The following is a 17,492-nucleotide window of genomic DNA, read 5'->3' on the forward strand; positions in this document are numbered from 1 at the left end:
TTGCCTTTTATTACAAATAACCAGTATTAATACAGTGTCATTATGATTGTTCTACAGGCTCATTATCCCGTGTTATCAGTAACATCTTTCACCGAGATGCCAAAGCTAAATTTAAAATCAACACTTCAAGAACTATCACTACATGATTTTCAAATAGAATCTTCTTGCCTAGGCAAGGACGTCGCTCAAACTTTTCAAGAAAACCCCCTACTACCCGGCGCAATCTTGACACACCAGGGGAAGTTTCTAGGAATGATTTCGCGGCGACGCTTTTTAGAACAGATGAGCCGTCCTTACGGACTAGAACTGTTTCTCAAGCGTTCCCTCGCCTCTTTGTATCGCTTTACCAATACAGAAGTTTCAATACTGAAAACAGACACATTGATTGTAGAAGCGGCACGTTGGTCATTACAGCGTACAGCAGAGCTAATCTATGAACCGATCGTCGTAGAAACCGAGCCAGGGGTTTATAAATTACTAGACTCCCACCAATTACTAGTTGCTCAATCTCAAATTCACGAACTCACAACCCAGCTACTGCATGAACAATCCTTAGCCCAGATGATCCAATCGGAAAAAATGGTGAGTTTGGGCAAAATGGTGGCGGAGATTGCCCATGAAATCAAAAATCCGGTTAACTGTATCACGGGTAATTTTAAGTTTCTCTCCAGCTACTGCCAGATGCTGATGCAGATTTTGAGAGAGTATGAAGTTGAGTTTCCTCAAGTCTCTGAAATAATTGAGGAGCTGAAATCAGAAGCAGAGTTAGACTTTATTTTAGAAGACCTGCCGAAAATTTTGCTAAGTATGAAGGTTGCGTCTGGACGACTCACTCAGATTATTAAAGGGTTACAAAATTTTTCTCACTTAGATGAGAATAAAATGGAGCTTTCTGACTTGCATGAGTGTATTGAAAGCACATTATTGATTTTAAATAATCGCCTCAAAGCAGAAATTAAAGTTATCAAAAATTATGGAGATCTGCCAGAAATTCCTTGCTACTCTGGTCAGATCAGTCAGGTATTTATGAATGTTATTAGTAATGCTATCGATGCGTTGGAAGGGTTTAATCTCCAAGGTCTTGAATCTGGAACTGGACTGTTGGAGCCAGACAAACTTTCCTCACCTACAATTACCCTAACTACTGCTCTATTAGACGTTGACGGCTCTAAATGGGCGTCTATACGAATTACCGACAATGGGATGGGTATACCACCTTCAGTTCAAGAGCGTATCTTTGAAACATTCTTCACTACTAAACCCGTTGGCAAAGGAACAGGCTTAGGTTTGGCAATTAGTCATCAAATTGTTACTCAAAAGCATAAAGGCAGACTGATTATGAATTCTCAGCCGGGGCAAGGAACAGAGTTTGAGATTTTGCTGCCCCTTATAAAATAGAGGCTGGGGGAATAGCCCTAGCCAGCGCTCAATCAGTAAGACTAGTTTTAGATTTTTGGCGATGAAGCCCATGTACTCTCAACTACGGGTACTTGCCAAAGATTTTTGCATCTCCAAACTCGGAGCTTACTTAATAGTTATTTAAAATCACTCTCACAATTAGGGAGGATTGAGTTTTTGAGTTTCTTTAACTCAGCACAAATTTTATCTTTTGATGCTAATTTTTAATAAAACTTGTTAATTTAATCTTGATGTTGAGAAAGATTGTGAGATGTTAGCGCTTCAGATCCCCAACTTCTTAAAGCCGCCGGGGATCTCGCCTTCTGGGTATTATTTTCTCAGAAAGCGCTTAAGCGACACTAGATAACTGACGCCCTGCTGCTTTGTCCCAAAGCTCAGTGAGTAAATGTTTGTGTTCCTGGATACCTGACTTCTTCGCCTGCAAGAATCCTGCTTCTCGTATCTCTTCCGGGACTGGCTTAGCGATGATTTCTCGTACCTCTTCGATTGAATCGTAGAGAAATCCTCCTTCCCCGACGTACTCTTGGAGATCCGGACGAATCCTCGGTACACACACACCGACGCCTGCAGCTTGGGCTTCCGCCACTGCCATCGGCCAACCCACTGTTGCCAAGTCAAAGGCTGCCGTATAGACGAGCCACTGATGCTTTTTGTATTCCGGACGCATCTGGTTCGGCTCTACGGGCAGAATGATGTTTACGGGATTCCCCTTGGCTTCGTTTAGAGCTTTGAGCTGATCGACATCGTAGCCGAGAGCGTAGAGGTTAAATTCCTGTTCCGGCATCCACGAAGCGAGCTGGATATAATCTTCCATCTTCTTCTTGGGAATAGCAGCGCCCGTATTCATGATGGCGTTGCCGTTCGGCGAGCGGTCATGGAAGAGTTCGTAGTTCACGACAGGATAGCAGTCGATAATCTTGTCGGCGCGGACGCCTGCTTTTTCCATATACTGCCGTGCGAAGGGAAAGCTTAAAATGCCCAAACAAAGCTCGTGGTTAGCCCAGTGAAGGTTTTGTTTAATTTTCGCTACCTTCTGGAACTGAGGCGTATTCCGTTCGAGGACTTCTCTGATACGACCTTTCCAGTTCTTCTTTCTAAGAGCCATCGTATCGTAGGAATGCGATCGCACAGTGAAGGGTATGCCCATCTTTTCAGCCAAGGACCCAACAAACTCTAGCTGATTCAAGTAGTGGGTGTGGATAACATCAGGTTTCACCTGTTCGACTAGTTCTCGAATCGCATCCTGTTTGGTCAAATGATGATAGGGAAAGTGGTTTTGATAAGGGACGTTGGATGGCTTTCGAGAAACGATGGTCACATCGTAGTCATCATGAATTGCTTCAAGTTCTGTCTTGACATAAGTCTGAGAAATCTGAGGATATCCTCTGATGATGTACATCACGGAAGCTTTTTTCATGTCGAACCTCTTAAAGCGTTAATCAAAGGGACTAGGTGAAATTTGCTGTTGTTTGAGCAACGCTAATTGCTCTTTGACGGTGCTTGTCTCACCTGCATGGCATAGCCACGCAAGCTTTTCCTTAAGGGCCAAGTAACTTTACCGAGGATGTGACGGGGACGGATTCGCAGCGCCCACAATACGCTTGAAAGAGCAGCGCTTTTCTGACCTAGTTCATAGGACATCAAGGCGTGTTTGTAGACAAAGTCGGCAAACATCTTTGGGTGCGCTTTGAAGAGGGATTTGTGCTTGCGTACCAGTTGGTGGAAGCTCACCTGACGCCGCGACGGATCGCGCGAGATTCTCGGCCCTTCGTGGCTGATCAGTTGGTAAGTGACCGTTGGCACACCCAGGATTGAGCAGACTGGATTGAGGCGCAAGAAAATCTCGGTGTGGACGCGGGAGCTGAAGGACTCGTCATAACCACCGATTTCTAAAATCAGCTCGCGCTCTACCACTAGTGTCTGCTTGGAGAGAAATGACTGCCCTGGCTCAATTTCTTCCAGGAAAAAATGCTTGCCTCGTGGGAGAGTTGGCGGGCGGCGAGTCTGGGTGACTTTGCCCTCCTGATTCACCACTTCTAGAGCGGACAGTACCGCCACTGGTTTTGGCAGTGTTGTGTTTGCCAGGGCGGCGAGGGACACTTCCGCCATGTGGGGCAATAGTTGGTCATCATCGTCGAGGTAGGTAATCCAGCGCCCCCGTGCGGATGCGGCTCCCGCGTTACGAGCGGCGGCGGTTCCCCGGTTTTCCGGCAGCCGAATCACCCTGAGCCGAGGGTGTTCGGGCAACTTCACGGGTTCTGGCGAGCCATCATCAACGACGACCACTTCCAGATCCTCTACCGTTTGTGCTAGAGCACTTTGAACAGCACGCGGCAGTAAGTGAGGTCGATTGTAGGTAGGGATGATAATGCTAAGGGAGGGATTGCTCATTTTTGTTTGTTAAGTTAGGCGATCGCGCTCTCAAAAGACGTTACGCTCGAATCTAAATTCAGAACGCATTAAGCACTTATTTATTAATAACTTTCCAGCTTCGGGGCTGATAAAATAAGCAGTGGCTGGTATTCTTACTCGCTTTCACCGTAAAGCGAAATGATCTAACAATATCAAAGGAGCGGACGCCACTCCTCACGTAAATTCTGGCGTTGTAGGTTCCAGGAACTAAACCCAAGTGAGGCATCTGCATTTGGATCTCGGTTTTTCCAGGAGATATCTTTAAATATTCATTCTCACTAGCCGATGTCATATACAATACCTGTTCACTTTCTCCTGCTAAAGCCGTAATTTTAATACCTAAATTAGCATCATCAATATACTCATAAGATTTACATTCAACACAGAAGTAAGCTGTTTCCCCACATAAAGGGAATTGCAAAATATTTTCTTCCTCATCCTTAAACGATACAGAAAGAATATCTAAGCCCATACTTTCACTAGCAGGCTTTTCTGGCAAAAACAGTGGTCCCGCCGCCGTTTCAGTTCCACTCAAACACAAGTCTTCTTCATAGTGACGAATTACATCTTCAGTTTCTCCCTGAGTAATTAATTCTCCTTTTTTTAGGTAAATTGCGGAATTACAAACATTTAATACGCTATGGGAGTTGTGAGAAACTAAAATAAACGCTGTACCATTTTCTCGAAGTTTTGCCAAACGATGATGGCACTTCATCTTAAACTTGATATCCCCAACAGATAGAACTTCATCCACTAATAAAATTTCCGGTTCGATATGAACGGCGCAGGCAAATCCTAACCGTGCTGCCATTCCCGAACTATAGGTTTGTACTGGTGCATCAATCGCATCCGAGATTTCAGCAAATTCTACAACTTCATCAAATTTACTATCAATTTCTTTAGTGGTTAGCCCTAAAATTGACATATTGGCATAAATATTTTCTCGTCCGGTGAGGATTGGGTTAAATCCTGCTCCTAGAGCAATGAGAGGCGCAACTCTTCCGCGAACTGTAATGGAGCCAGTATCGGGGTTAATCAAACCACTAATAATCCGCAGCAGCGTACTTTTTCCGGCTCCATTGGAACCGACTAAGCCCACAGCATCTCCCCGCCGCAGTTGGAAGCTGACATCTTTTAGTGCCCAAAACTCTTTGGCTCGTAAGGTGTCACTCTTTCTCGTTCCACCTGTTACCTCGGTGGCGATGTCTTGTACGCCGTATAAGAGAGAGCGTTTTAAGTCTCGACAAAACTTTTTTGAGATATTGTTAACTGAGACAACTACTGCCTTATCTTCTGGCGGAACTGCCATTTTTTGATTTTTGGCTTCAATTAACATCATTAAACCTCCTTAATCGAAAAAAACTTAGCCAAACAGCATAATATAGTAAAATTACAAAAAATAATTTTCATAGAATTACACTGAATTTTGTACCTGAACGAACTTCTCTGAAGCTTGCGGTGAGATTTTCTTTTTTACTTTTGTTACAACATAGGCAAGTAGTTCTGATTGACTGCTGCCTAAATACTTTTGTGTAAGCTTATAAACTATATTGCGATAGGTTACCTGAAACTCTGGATAGACGGATAGAGATTTTTTGAGTACTTGCAGGTAGTGCCAGCATTTACTATTTTCTGGATTAGAGGAATCACCATACAGATACTCTCTCCCCATTTCAAAGTAGGCTTTAGCGAGAGCTTGACGATAGTTTAAGGAAAGTCTACCGGATTGAGCGAGTTTTTTTTCGGCTTTCTCCATTACTAAACAGTGGGATCTCAGCCAGTGAAGTTTAGAGGTTGTAGAAACGGTTACTTTGCCGTGACTTCGATAGATTGAGTGGCAGATGGGCTGGTAGGTAAATTTTGCGCCATCAATAGCTAAGGATAAGAGAAAATCTCGATCTTGCGCGGCTTTGAAATTTTCATCCCAACCACTGGAACGGCTAATTATATCTCTTGTAAAGAGTAGGGCGACAGGAGGTACCCAGCGGTCGTTTGCTAGTAATGATTCCAGAAAATCCGTTTTCGGCCCGCAGGTCTTGATATCTTCCAAAAAGCTATTACCATTTGGTAGGTGTTTTTTGTAGCGCCAATCCCCATAAACAACATCTGTTTTCGTTGCTTCCAACGCCTGAACTTGCTTTTCTATTTTTTCTGGCAATAGATAGTCGTCGGCATCCAAATATTGAATATATTCACCTTTTGATAATGTAAACCCTCTATTGCGGGCATAATTTCCGCCTCTATTTGCTCCTGTCTCCCAGATTACTTTGTCTTTATAACTCTTGACAATTTCTAAACTATTATCAGTAGACCCGTCATCAATTACAATGATTTCTATCTGAGGATAGGTTTGTTTAAGGCAGCTATCTATTGCTTCTGCCACCCACTTCTGGGCATTAAAGCAAGGAATAATAACGGAAACAAGTTTTTCCATATTTTTTCTAGGGTTTTAACTACAGCTTTTCTTCCACAAGTCAATATCCCAGTGCCAGTTTAATTACTATTAATTTGGCTAGTTTCCAGTGGATTGACAAAGATATAAGGGTTATTTTGCTTGCCTAATAAATCTCAGCGTTTGAACGAGAGAAACACAAGGTATACAAAGGCTTGATTTTAGCTCTGGCGATCGCCCTTATTCCTCTGTAACGCTAATCAGGCACTCACTCTTTCAATCACAAAGGGCATTGCCAAACGGAAGGCAATCCAAGTTAGCAGCAAGCCAACGAAGGTAAGCGCACTCACAACCCAAAACCCTGGAGCTTCTGTTAACACTCCCGTAGTTGCCAACTCTCGTGTTGTCACCAACAGCGGCGTGACCGGATTATGTTGCACCAGAAATTTAAAGGCTCCTCCAGTGGGAACGGGATAAACAACCGGAGTCAAAAACAGCCAAAAACCTGTAACCATCGTTAGCCCCTTGGAGACATCCTGGTACAAGACACCTAACGGTGCTAATAAAATGCCAAACAGCGTCCCCAGCAACACCAGGTGAATCAAAGCGACAGGCGCTAAAATGACCGTCCAAGTCACGGGAACTTGGAACCAAATAAATAGCCCGATAATTAGAATCAGCTTGATGGCGAAGTTAAACGCCACTTCACCTAACTTTGCCAAGATTAGCGCTTCTCTGGGAAAGTTGATTCTCGCTAGCATTGACTTTGCTGCGGTTACTGCCTGTACTGGGCCATTTAAGGCTTCAACAAATGTTTGCCAGAGTGCGGTGCTAAACACGACATAAGCCGGATAAGGAATATCCGTGGCACCAACGTTGATGATGTTGGCATTACTCGCCAGGGTAAATCCGGCTGCCAGGACAATGGGCGGGATAAATGCCCAAGCGATACCGAGAAATGACTGACGATATTGAGCGCTGATGTCTCGCACCATCAGCCGCCAAGCCAGTTCACGAGATGCGAGCAAATCTAGCCACATCCGTTGCAACAAGGCAACAGGATGCCTCAGCTTACTTTCGGGAGTGTAAACTACCTCTGAGGATAGATGCCTCAAACCCTGACGTTGCCTCAAAATTTTCCTCCTTCACTTCAATTACCAAGAGATAGCATCTTTTGGGTTTGTGTCCTGGCTGTCTTTTTGGTAGGTTTGCTAGGAGCTTACCAGGGTTTTTATTTTTTATGTAGATATTGTTCTCTCCCGACTGCTGGCGACGTTAGAGCAAAGAATAGAGCTATCCCTAAGAGCCTCATCTAACTTTGTGTCGCGATCGCGCTGGAACAATTTCTACTACCCTGGCAATTAGCAAACTTCCCGACTACTTAACAGCGGTCATCGTTTTAGTCGGTTGCAACGGCTTTGCCGTTATAGCAGGGGGCAATGAATTCGCCGCTTGTTGTTGCTTCTGATCCAAGTACTTTTTCATATAGCGGTCGGTCAGATAACGGTTTAGCACTTTGTCGAAAGGCACTAGAACTTTCTCCATCCACTGGCTTTTGATTCCAAAAGTCAGCTTACGGCTTAAGGGGCGGAGAATGGTCTCTCTTCGCCGCCATCCCAAAACTTTGTACTTATATTTGAAATACCCGTCCTCTGTTAAGTCCCACTTTTCGCGCAAGCGCTGTAAGCTATTGAGCACCCAAGCGTCGCTCCAACGCAGCATGTAAAACGGTATATCTGTTAACTCTAGGGGGGGGCCAGGTACATAGGTAACGATAGAGTCAGGTTCAAAGTAAACGGTGCCTCCTGCCTCGGCAACCGTCATGCAGAAGTCAAGATGTTCTTTGGTGTTGAACATGGCTTCATCCAGCGGCCCAATTTTTTCAAAAATTGCGGTACGTACTAAAACACAGTGGAATTCTGCTAGTTCAGTTGGCGTCCGTTTGAGTTGGTCGCGTACCTTGGCTACCCGCTGACCTTGCTTGTACATCTTTTCCCGCAGATGACGTCTGCCTTTAACATCCTCAACGATGCGGGATTCACCTCCAGCAAAGTGGACGACTTCATGCAGAGGTAGGTGTTGGCACATTAGGGGACCGACGACGGAGGCATCTGTTTCTTCAGCACACTGAACCAACGCGTCTAGCCATCCGGGTGAGACGATGACATCGTTATCAAAGAAGACGACATATTTAGTGTCCACTTGAGCCAAACCTATGTTTCTGGCTTGGTTGGGGGAGAGGTAGTTCTCCGTGCGAACAAGTTGAAAGTTCTTTTCCTGTGATTGAGCCTCAAGATAGCAACGAACCTCACGCGGAGAGTTGCCGTCAACATAAACTAACTTGAAGGGTGTGTTTGTATGCTCGTAGATACTTTCAAGAGATTCGCGGGTACAGCTAAAACGCTCGCGGGGAGAAACAACGATTGTGACTTGCAAAGCTGTCATTGTTACTCTTTCCTTGTACAAATAAGGGTTTTCTAGGAATCTTATGAGAGGGTCGGTTTTTGCTAATCAATTAACCTTTCAGGCGGAGATCGCTTCAGCAGATTGCCTTCTGGACGGTGCAAAAATCGTCTTCTGGCAATTTGCTGAAGTACGCGAGCCGTTCTTATAGACGTTAGTATCTTTGGATTAAGCTGAATCGCTAACCGAATTTTCTGACTAGCTAGCTTCACCCCTCCACTATTAGGGTTGTGGCGAAGATAAAGTTCTGAGAGATACAAATAGTTCTCAGCTAAACTTCGATTTTTGAGATACTGTAGCTCTGCACCCGCCGCTTGAAACGCTCTTTCAATGATAATGAGATTGTACTTTTCTCTTTTCGCTACCTTAGATGTCGCTGACGATAGAGATTGACGATAATCTGTCTGATACTTAGGAACGTTTACAAACGACCAGCGCGCTGCTATTCGCAGCCAGTAATCCCAGTCTTCGGAAGATCCAAGTGAGGTGTTAAATTCACCGACGGACTCAATTACTGGTCTGCGAATGAGAGGAACAGAACCACAGGCAAGAAAATTTTTCTGTAGCATCTGAGGATAGACGTTCCCTTCAAAGATGACTGGTTGTTGTTGGTACAGAAGTTTTCCTTTTGCATCAACGAACCGAACCCAACTATAGGCAGCACCTGCTTCTGGATGCCGCCGCAGAGCAGCGAGTTGCGTTTCCAACTTATCGGGTGTCCATAGATCATCGCCATCCAGAAAAGCAATGAATTCTCCTGTGGCGCGAGCTAAACCATAGTTACGGGCAGATGACGGACTAATGGTGTCGCAGGTTAAAACTCTTAAACGCTGGTCTGCAATATTATTTAGTATTTCCTTGGAGTGATCGGTTGAGCCATTATTAACTGCAACAATCTCAAAATCAGAGAAGGTCTGCCGTTGAACCGATCGGACTGTTTCTAGTAGGGTAGAAGCAGCATTGTGTACAGGAAGAATAATAGAGATTGTCGGCATCTTGATTTGTGAATTTTGATGAGAGAGCTGTCGCTATAGGTTAGGTAAGATTAGGCCCAATTTTTAATACGTCTCTATAATTCACCGCTGACACCGTCGCTTTTTCTGTCAATACATGCTGGTAAATTTCAACAAGCTCGTCATTCAACTTGTGCATGTCGTAGCGCGCTTCTGCACAAGCACGACCCGCTTTGCCCATCGCTAACCAGATTTCCGGATGATCGATTAGATAAAGTAATTTTTTAGCGATCGCTTCAGCATCTCTCTCTGGGACTAAAAAGCCTGAAACCCCATCTTTAACTAATTCTGGAATCCCGCCATGGCGACTTGCAACCACAGGCATACCCATTGCCATGGCTTCTTTTAAGGTGTTGACTGGGGCATCTTGGTTGCCATTGTTCGCGGTGACGCTAGTCGCAACGAAAATTTGTGAATTCTTGAGAACCTCAACAATTTCTTGCTGCTGTTTCCAGCCGAGGAGCTTGATGATGTCACCCATCCCCAGCTCTTGAATCAGTTGCTCAAAGGGTTCCCGTAAATAGCCATCGCCAATGATGTTGTACTCGATATTGGGGTAGTCTTTGGCTAACTTAGCAACAGCACGAATACCATACTCGATTCCTTTTTTTTCTACCAAACGACCTGTTGTTGCAATCCGAATTCGACCATCAGCAGGTAGACGACGGGGAGAGAAGGCGAATCGACTGCAATCGATTCCTGAGCCAAGTACGACAATCTTTTTGGGATCACAACCGATGGAGATGGCTCGGCGTCGGAAAAATTCGCAGTTGGTGAGATAAAAGTGTCCTCTCTCAAACAGTTGGTCGTAAACGCGATCGCCATGCTTCTGAACGTACCAACTGATATCGAAGCCGCGAAATGAGGTAATGAACTTTCCTCGAAGAACACCCAGCTCGTGAAGCGTTAGAGCACCGACATCCTCAATTAACTTACCTCGGAGGGCGTAGAAGCCAAACTGACAGTGAATGATGTCGTAGGGCTGAGTACCTAGTGCGGGAATTACCCCATACAGCAACCGCAACGATAGGGCTTGCTTGCCGTACTTGAAAACATTTAGCGATCGTCCGCAGGCTACAGGGTTTTTGTAAAAATTAGTAACCAGTAGCCATAAACCTTTCAGCACCCGCCATAAATAGTTAACTGGAGCCTGGGGTGTGTAGTGGACGCGATCGAGGAGTCCGTATTTCTCCACACTGGGATGCATCCTATCTTCGCCTGATGGACCTTCTAGTGCGTAGATATCAACCTCGTGCCCCCGATCGATCAGACCTGTAATCTGATTGAGGATAAATGCCTCTGATAAGACAGGAAACCTGCCAACAATAAAGGCTACTTTCATTACATTTTCCCTGTAATTCTGCTTGCTTCTGTGACAGTCATTGAGCTTGAACAATCGCGCTCATACATAACAGTTGCGGCGGAACTTGAGCGAGCGACTTTTTGAACTGCACGTCATCCTACCCCAGGGTCAGTAAATGTACAGATATCTTAGATGAAGTTTCATTAAAACTTCATCTTTGCCTGGTGATTTTAAAGACATTGCAAAGTAGCCTCTAAATCCTTCCTTTGAAGGATGTGAAGATTGCTATTTTCCTGAAAAAAGTTCAGTAGTTAAGCTTTCGATTAGTCGTGGCAACCCTATCTACACTTAACTTTGCCGCGATCGTTCCTGATAAATCTGTCTCAACTTCCGCTATTAGGTTAAATTCTAGTTAAGGTTCGCGTTCTGTGCAACTTAATAGTCAATAAACGCTGACATTGCTTCCATAATTTGTGAAAATCTTTGCCAAAAAAGTCAATATTGAATACGATTGTGGGTTTGACAGCATCTAAATAAATGCTCGTCAATGGTAAGCTAAAAAAAGAGCTACATGTAGCTCAGTCATTTGTATGGATGGGTGTTGAAGTCGGTGCAAAACAAATTTTTGCCACCGCCATCGTTGTTAGCCGGAAGCGATCGCGACCTCAGTATCGACTCAACTCTTGAGGAGTTGCCGCGTTATGACTTTTCCGTTAGTCCTAAGTGCCGGGGGATAAAAGTCGCGCGAGTTTTTGAAAAGTATCCCTTACTACCGGGCGTCATCTTATTTGAAGAGGGTGAATTCCTCGGCATGATCTCGCGGCGGCAGTTGTTGGAGTGTCTGCTGCATCCTCAGGGAGTAGAGTTATTTTTGCCGCAGCCGTTGAGCAGTCTGTACAGCTATGCTCGCACAGAGACATTGATATTGCCACAGAGTACGCCGATTTTAGCCGCCACCCAGTCGGCATTGCGTCGTCGTCCGGAATTATTGGCAGAACCCGTAGTGGTGCAAACTACATCAGGCACTTATCAACTCCTAGATGTTCAGCAATTACACTTAGCCGCTTGGCAAATCAGAGGGATCGAAACGCAGATTCGCTATGAACGCATCCAAACGCAGATGGTTCAAAGTGAGAAGATGGCAAGTTTGGGGCGACTTGTCGATGGCGTTGCCCATGAAATTTTAGATCCTGTGGGATTTATTTGGGGAAATTTAACCTACATCTCAAGTTACAGCCAGCAAATTTTAGAATTGTTAGCAGTCTATGAGAAACTACTTCCCCAGCCCTCCGACGAGATAAGGTCAATCAAAGAAGAAATTGAAATTGAGTTTTTGCAAACTGATTTACCCCAAGCGATCGCTAGCGTCGAAGCCGGAGCCGAGCGCTTAAAAAAGCTAGGCACAAGTTTACAAAATTTTTGCCATATTGATGAAGTATATCCCCGACCTGCAGACTTAAACTCTTGCTTAGACAACATTATCCTGTTATTAAAAAGCCGCCTGAATAGTGAAATTAAAGTAGTCAAAAACTACGGTCATCTCCCCCCCGTTTCCTGCTTTTTGGGTCAGCTTAGTCAAGTTTTCATGAATATATTGAGTAACGCTGTAGATGCAGTAATTACCTATGCTGTGCGCCAAAATTTTGCAACCCAATCATCAGCATCAGCTCACAATCCCTGTATTGAAATTACAACAGAGGTGCGTTCTGGAGAAACAATCAACCCCAGCATTCCTTATACTCGATGGGTTTCGATTCGCATTGCTGACAATGGTTCCGGTTTGTCGCCTCAAGCTCAACAGCAGATTATCGAATCCTTCTCAACAAAGAAACGGGCAGAAAAAGAAACCAGTTTATCCGTAAGTTATTGGATTATTACTGCAAGGCATGGGGGACAGTTAAAGTTGCGCTCTACTCCTATTGAATTGAGAGATTCTCCGTCAGATATGGGTACAGAGTTTGAAATTTTGCTTCCCTTAATTTAATTTTGTTAGAGTATTAATGAATTATCCTAAAAGTCATCTTGAGGTAGGGGCGATCGCTTCTATTTTAGAGCCGTCGCTATACTCCTAGCTCTTGTTCCTATTCAACTCCGGCTTCCAATTGTTCTATTTGACGATTATCCAAGGGAATTACAACAGTAAAGGTTGTACCCACACCTACTTCACTCGCCACCTCAATTTTGCCTTGATGTAAGTCCACAACCTTCTTAACGATCGCCAATCCTAAACCCGTTCCAGCGATTTTCCCGACATTCGTTGCTCGATAGAAGGATTCAAATAGACGCTGTAGAGCATCTGGGGGAATCCCAATCCCCCCATCTTTGATCTCAAACGTTGCTTCTTCAAACTCACAGTGCAGCTTAAAATCAACATTGCTGCCTTCAGGGGAATATTTAATCGCATTAGAAAGCAAGTTAACCAAAATGTGCCGCAGCAAATTTTCATCCATATAAGCAGGGATGCCGTTTCCTTTATTGACGAAGATAATTTGTTGATGTTGAGGTGTTGTGAGTTGTAGTTCTTCTACTAAATCTTGGCAAAACGCGTCTAGATCTAACAAAGAGGGCTGAAATTCTAACTTACCTGCTTCTGCCTTGCCAATTACCAAGACATCTTCAACTAAATGAGTAATATTTTTAGCGGCTTGTTTGATGCGTTGAAAATAGGTTTTGAGTTTTTGTTCAGAAGCTCTATTTCTATAATTTTCGATTAACTCTACTCCTGTTAAAATAGTAGTCATCGGGTTACGAAACTCGTGGGAAACCATAGAATAAAAACTTGATTTTATTTCATTGAGTTCTCGTTCTCTTTGTAGTGCTTGACGAACAGCTATTTCTGCTTGCTTGCGTTCTGTAACGTCTCGACCGACAAAGACAAAATCTTGTAAACCCGTTGTTTCTGATTGAACAGCTGCACAAGAAAACTCTACAGTCATTGCTTGGTTAGTTTTTGATTTGCAGCTCACTTCCACATTTTCCAAAAAATCTTCCGATGCCAGACTCTGCTCTTGGGTTTCATTAAGAAAGTCTTGATCGCTGATAATTAAGGAAATTGATTGACCAAGCAGTTCTGACTCTTGATAACCAAATAATTTTTGAGCAGATTGATTAACTGTTTTGATTTTCCCTGATGCTGTGGTGACAAACAAAGCATCTCCCATCGCCCGCAATATTTTGTCGATGTAATCTTTGGAGACTGTCAGCGAACTGAGCAACAATTCAGCTTCACTGGCTCGCTGGACTAATGATTGTCTTAAAACCATCATTTCTGTGACATCGGCAACTAATACCAGTAACTTACGCTCAAGCGTCTTCTCTTCTTGATACTCACCCACAGAAACATCTATATACAGGGGAGAATTCTGATCAGAGGAACGTACAATTCCCTTAATTTCAAAACTCGCCTGTTGTCCTTGAAGGATGGCAGTTAAAATTTCTTCTGATCCTACTAATTCAGGAAAACCTAAGCGTGCATCCCTCCCTGGCAAAACTTCTTGAGGATGATCGGCAAACTGACTGACTCTAGGGGATGTTTCTAAAATAGTTAATTGTCGATCGAGGGTAAAATATTCTAAACTGCCAGAAGATAAAAGCTTTTCAAACAACTTGTTCATAATAAAAGTTAAACTATTTTATGAGCTAAATTCCCAAATATTTCGTCAACATTTTCACCTGTTTTTGCTGACGTTATGTGGATAGCCACTACATGCTCTCGATCAAATTGAAGTTCTTCAAGGATTTTTGGGAGCGTCTCCTGATCTATCAGGTCAAATTTGTTTAAGGCAACACTAATGACGCCTTTAGGATTAATTGATGAAAATAGCTGAATGCGATCGCCTAAATGTTCTATCGTTTCTGGACGAGTTAAATCGGCTACAACTAAAGCACCACTTGCTCCCTGTAGATAAGAAGGCGCGATCGCATTAAATTTTGTATGACCTTCTATATCCCAGATCAGTAATTGCACATCCAGGAGGTCATTTTTGTGGTCTGGAGTTACGGCAACCGTCTTCCGGGATATTTTTACCCCAACGGTTGAAAGATACTGATCGCTAAATTGACGCTCCACGAAACGGCGAATTAGGCTGGTTTTCCCCACACCAAAATCGCCAACCATACAAATTTTCTTAGATATTATTGACACGACTAGGTTCTATTTTCATCTTTTATAAAGGATTTGCCCAAAAGAATCTCTATGCAAATTTTGTGAATTTTGTCAGTTCAGTTAGTTACTTTTTGCTGGGAAGAAGTCGTTCAAATCTTACGCATCTAGCTAACCAGATCGATTCTGGGGTATCCACATCGGGAGGCGGTTGTCCGCTCCAGGTGACTTGCAATCGTTCAGGTGCAATGCCCTGTTGAACGAGAGTGTTTTTTACAACGAAGGCTCGCTGTTTTGCTAATTGTTCGTTGCTGGCTGCACTCCCAATACCATCAGCATGACCAATAATTGCTAGTTGTGTTTCTGGGTATTGTGCCAAAAACTGTTCAATTGAGCTAATTTTACCCTTGATTTCACTCGTTCTTAAAGCTGTCGAATCTTTATCAAAGTAAATACGATTGTCAATAGGTAACTTCTGAGCGTTGAGAGTAACAATGACAGAACGAACGCCTGGAATTTGCTCAAACGCCTGGACAACATCGTTTACCTCCAGCGCTTGGTTTGCCTTTCCTTCTACCCGGACACGATTGTCGGCATAAGTTGCAAAAATCTCAACGCCTTCTAGCTGGCTGAGAACCGTTGTTAGTCGCTGGACTTCCTCTGCTATCAGCACGGGGTCGGGCGGAACCTCAACGGCAATAATTTGGTTATCCAACCTCAGCTTAGGTACAGCCGAGAGGGCAACTTCTCCGGCTTTTTGGCGCAACTCTTCGTTGGGTAACAGCCCCTGAAGTTCTAGGGTATTACCGCGAACATCTACGCCTAGGCGATAAATTGCTAGCGCCGGAGTGGATGATAAGGCTGATGCGGCTTTTGCTTCCAAGCGGCGCAAACGATATTGGTAAATTCCCCAACCACCAACAGCCAGTAAAATCCCTAACCCAATTACCAGCAGAGCGGGCGGTTTATTTTTGGTTTTGGGGTCTTTTTGTTTAACCGCTTCAGAGGCGGTAGAGATCAAAGTTTCTAAACGTTGATGAACCTGCTCAGGAATAGTAGCGCGATCGCCATCAAAATACTCAATCGGCTTGCCGTAAAGTTGAATAATGCTACTGAGAGTGTGGCGTAGCTGCTCAATGAACACCTTGGGCGTCTCCCCCTGAGTCACCACAGCGATGTAGCAGTAGCCAGCCACCTCCAAAATAATCTTGAAACTTGCGTATTCAATCTCCGTCAGTTCCGAAGCATTGCCTGAGTGACCAATAAACTCGTTAGCAAAGCTGCGGATGGCGGTGAGCATCCCTCCCACCATATCTGACTCTAGCTGTTGGCTTCCTGGTTGTACCTCAGAAATTACCAAACCCGAAGTTTTATGGATTAAAAAGATTGCCTGAATACTAAAGGGAAAAGACTCTTTTAAAATCAGTTCTGCTTCGGAAACCCCTTGGACTTTGGCGCGAATCTTACGACTAACGCCCTCTACACTCAGAGCATTTTCCACCTTGGCGTTGATGTCTCGCACCGCCTCTGCCATGTATTTAGAAATCGTGTTGCCAATCACCGGATAAAGGGCATCGACCATGGCATCCCCCTCCAGGGTGACTTGCTCTTTAATCGCTTTGCCCATTGTGGGGCCAATTGCCTTGGCGATTTCCTCAGGGGAGTCCTGAATTTGTTGAGAAATTGCCGTAGGAATAATTGCGGCGAACGCCCTCCCCATAGCAGCTCGATCCTTCTGGCTTTTTTCCTGAATTACCTGATCAATAATCGGAAAAACCGCCTGAACTACTTCTTCTTTTGATTCAACGATTTTTAAGCTTATTAATTCTGCAATCAATGGCAACAGGAGAACAATTAACTCATTGGGGTCGTAAATTTTTCGCTCAAGATTTGCCAGGTTTTCTGCCAGTTTGCTAATTATTTGGCGGTCGTTGGGAATTACAGCATCGTACAAAACATTTTGCAAGCGTTGAATCGATTCTTCCTCTAAATTTGGCTGAGTTTGCCGCAAAATAGCAGAAAGTTGGCTTGTTAAGAGCGAATCCTCCGGGGCTGAAGACAGTTCGGCTATTTGCTCCTGAAGGTTCTGGACTTCCTGGAGAAAGTTTTCCGCTACAGGCGGCTGTGTATCTGAAGCCGCACCTGGAAAGCCGTCAGCCTCCAGAGGTGCGGCTTCATGGCTTTGCTGAGGTGGCGGCTCAACTTTTGTTTGGTCTTCGGATGAGACAACCGTTGAGTTTAGGAGGCTGAACTCGCTCAACAAACTGAATAACCCTTCTAAGGGAGGGGTTGAGTCGTCGTTGAAGTCGTTGCGGGTAGAATTTGAGGAGTGATTGGACATTACAGGTCAGGGGGATTTTGACCAAAGCCTCGCAAACGAAGTCTTCC

The 17,492-nt window shown here is 44.3% G+C and carries 13 protein-coding genes; 2 read left to right on the plus strand and 11 right to left on the minus strand.

Going from position 1 to position 17,492, the window contains the following annotated elements; genetic code table 11:
• Window positions 1-252: 252 nt before the first annotated feature.
• Window positions 253-1,398, plus strand: a complete 1,146-nt coding sequence (locus AC5JR3_RS05035) for a sensor histidine kinase (protein ID WP_495843643.1) — start codon at window positions 253-255, stop codon at window positions 1,396-1,398.
• 349 nt (window positions 1,399-1,747) lie between these two features.
• Here AC5JR3_RS05035 and AC5JR3_RS05040 read toward each other — a convergent pair whose 3' ends face one another.
• From AC5JR3_RS05040 to AC5JR3_RS05075, 8 genes are all read right to left on the minus strand, one after another.
• Window positions 1,748-2,836 (minus strand): glycosyltransferase, encoded by a 1,089-nt coding sequence (locus AC5JR3_RS05040; RefSeq protein ID WP_495843645.1) that lies wholly within the window; start codon window positions 2,834-2,836, stop codon window positions 1,748-1,750.
• A 62-nt stretch (window positions 2,837-2,898) separates the two neighbouring features.
• Window positions 2,899-3,810, minus strand: a complete 912-nt coding sequence (locus AC5JR3_RS05045; RefSeq protein WP_495843647.1) for a glycosyltransferase family 2 protein — start codon at window positions 3,808-3,810, stop codon at window positions 2,899-2,901.
• A 76-nt stretch (window positions 3,811-3,886) separates the two neighbouring features.
• On the minus strand, window positions 3,887-5,170 hold the full coding sequence (locus AC5JR3_RS05050) for an ABC transporter ATP-binding protein (RefSeq protein WP_495843648.1): 1,284 nt from the start codon (window positions 5,168-5,170) through the stop codon (window positions 3,887-3,889).
• Between the two features lie 75 nt (window positions 5,171-5,245).
• A complete protein-coding gene (locus AC5JR3_RS05055) occupies window positions 5,246-6,265 on the minus strand; it encodes a glycosyltransferase (RefSeq protein WP_495843650.1) in 1,020 nt (339 codons plus the stop codon).
• A gap of 218 nt (window positions 6,266-6,483) precedes the next feature.
• Window positions 6,484-7,356 carry an ABC transporter permease gene (locus tag AC5JR3_RS05060; protein ID WP_495843652.1) on the minus strand — a complete coding sequence of 291 codons (873 nt, stop codon included), beginning with the start codon at window positions 7,354-7,356 and terminating at the stop codon, window positions 6,484-6,486.
• 244 nt (window positions 7,357-7,600) lie between these two features.
• Window positions 7,601-8,668: a glycosyltransferase family 2 protein gene (locus AC5JR3_RS05065; RefSeq protein ID WP_495843654.1), complete on the minus strand. Its 1,068-nt coding sequence runs from the start codon at window positions 8,666-8,668 to the stop codon at window positions 7,601-7,603.
• A 62-nt stretch (window positions 8,669-8,730) separates the two neighbouring features.
• Window positions 8,731-9,681 (minus strand): glycosyltransferase family 2 protein, encoded by a 951-nt coding sequence (locus AC5JR3_RS05070; protein ID WP_495843656.1) that lies wholly within the window; start codon window positions 9,679-9,681, stop codon window positions 8,731-8,733.
• Window positions 9,682-9,721: 40 nt separating this feature from the next.
• A complete protein-coding gene (locus AC5JR3_RS05075) occupies window positions 9,722-11,041 on the minus strand; it encodes a glycosyltransferase (protein ID WP_495843658.1) in 1,320 nt (439 codons plus the stop codon).
• Between the two features lie 562 nt (window positions 11,042-11,603).
• Here AC5JR3_RS05075 and AC5JR3_RS05080 point away from each other — a divergent pair.
• The gene (locus AC5JR3_RS05080) at window positions 11,604-12,986 is read left to right on the plus strand and encodes a sensor histidine kinase (RefSeq protein ID WP_495843660.1); all 1,383 of its coding nucleotides are present in this window, start codon (window positions 11,604-11,606) and stop codon (window positions 12,984-12,986) included.
• A gap of 97 nt (window positions 12,987-13,083) precedes the next feature.
• On the opposite strand, the gene AC5JR3_RS05085 is transcribed toward AC5JR3_RS05080, so the two are convergent.
• From AC5JR3_RS05085 to AC5JR3_RS05095, 3 genes are all read right to left on the minus strand, one after another.
• Complete coding sequence (locus AC5JR3_RS05085) at window positions 13,084-14,616, minus strand: sensor histidine kinase (RefSeq protein ID WP_495843662.1); 1,533 nt, start codon at window positions 14,614-14,616, stop codon at window positions 13,084-13,086.
• Window positions 14,617-14,624: 8 nt separating this feature from the next.
• Window positions 14,625-15,119 (minus strand): Rab family GTPase, encoded by a 495-nt coding sequence (locus AC5JR3_RS05090; RefSeq protein ID WP_495843664.1) that lies wholly within the window; start codon window positions 15,117-15,119, stop codon window positions 14,625-14,627.
• 112 nt (window positions 15,120-15,231) lie between these two features.
• Window positions 15,232-17,445 carry an OmpA family protein gene (locus AC5JR3_RS05095; protein ID WP_495843666.1) on the minus strand — a complete coding sequence of 738 codons (2,214 nt, stop codon included), beginning with the start codon at window positions 17,443-17,445 and terminating at the stop codon, window positions 15,232-15,234.
• Between the last annotated feature and the right edge of the window lie 47 nt (window positions 17,446-17,492).

It is taken from the genome of Kastovskya adunca (assembly GCF_059505785.1).

What these genes read in the sequence shown, in the direction of transcription:
- AC5JR3_RS05070 (WP_495843656.1), bottom strand. Translation starts at nt 9,681, where the DNA reads ATGCCGACAATCTCTATTATTCTTCCTGTACACAATGCTGCTTCTACC.
- AC5JR3_RS05045 (WP_495843647.1), bottom strand. Translation starts at nt 3,810, where the DNA reads ATGAGCAATCCCTCCCTTAGCATTATCATCCCTACCTACAATCGACCT.
- AC5JR3_RS05055 (WP_495843650.1), bottom strand. Translation starts at nt 6,265, where the DNA reads ATGGAAAAACTTGTTTCCGTTATTATTCCTTGCTTTAATGCCCAGAAG.
- AC5JR3_RS05090 (WP_495843664.1), bottom strand. Translation starts at nt 15,119, where the DNA reads ATGGTTGGCGATTTTGGTGTGGGGAAAACCAGCCTAATTCGCCGTTTC.
- AC5JR3_RS05035 (WP_495843643.1), top strand. Translation starts at nt 253, where the DNA reads ATGATTTCGCGGCGACGCTTTTTAGAACAGATGAGCCGTCCTTACGGA.
- AC5JR3_RS05050 (WP_495843648.1), bottom strand. Translation starts at nt 5,170, where the DNA reads ATGATGTTAATTGAAGCCAAAAATCAAAAAATGGCAGTTCCGCCAGAA.
- AC5JR3_RS05075 (WP_495843658.1), bottom strand. Translation starts at nt 11,041, where the DNA reads ATGAAAGTAGCCTTTATTGTTGGCAGGTTTCCTGTCTTATCAGAGGCA.
- AC5JR3_RS05065 (WP_495843654.1), bottom strand. Translation starts at nt 8,668, where the DNA reads ATGACAGCTTTGCAAGTCACAATCGTTGTTTCTCCCCGCGAGCGTTTT.
- AC5JR3_RS05085 (WP_495843662.1), bottom strand. Translation starts at nt 14,616, where the DNA reads ATGAACAAGTTGTTTGAAAAGCTTTTATCTTCTGGCAGTTTAGAATAT.
- AC5JR3_RS05040 (WP_495843645.1), bottom strand. Translation starts at nt 2,836, where the DNA reads ATGAAAAAAGCTTCCGTGATGTACATCATCAGAGGATATCCTCAGATT.
- AC5JR3_RS05095 (WP_495843666.1), bottom strand. Translation starts at nt 17,445, where the DNA reads ATGTCCAATCACTCCTCAAATTCTACCCGCAACGACTTCAACGACGAC.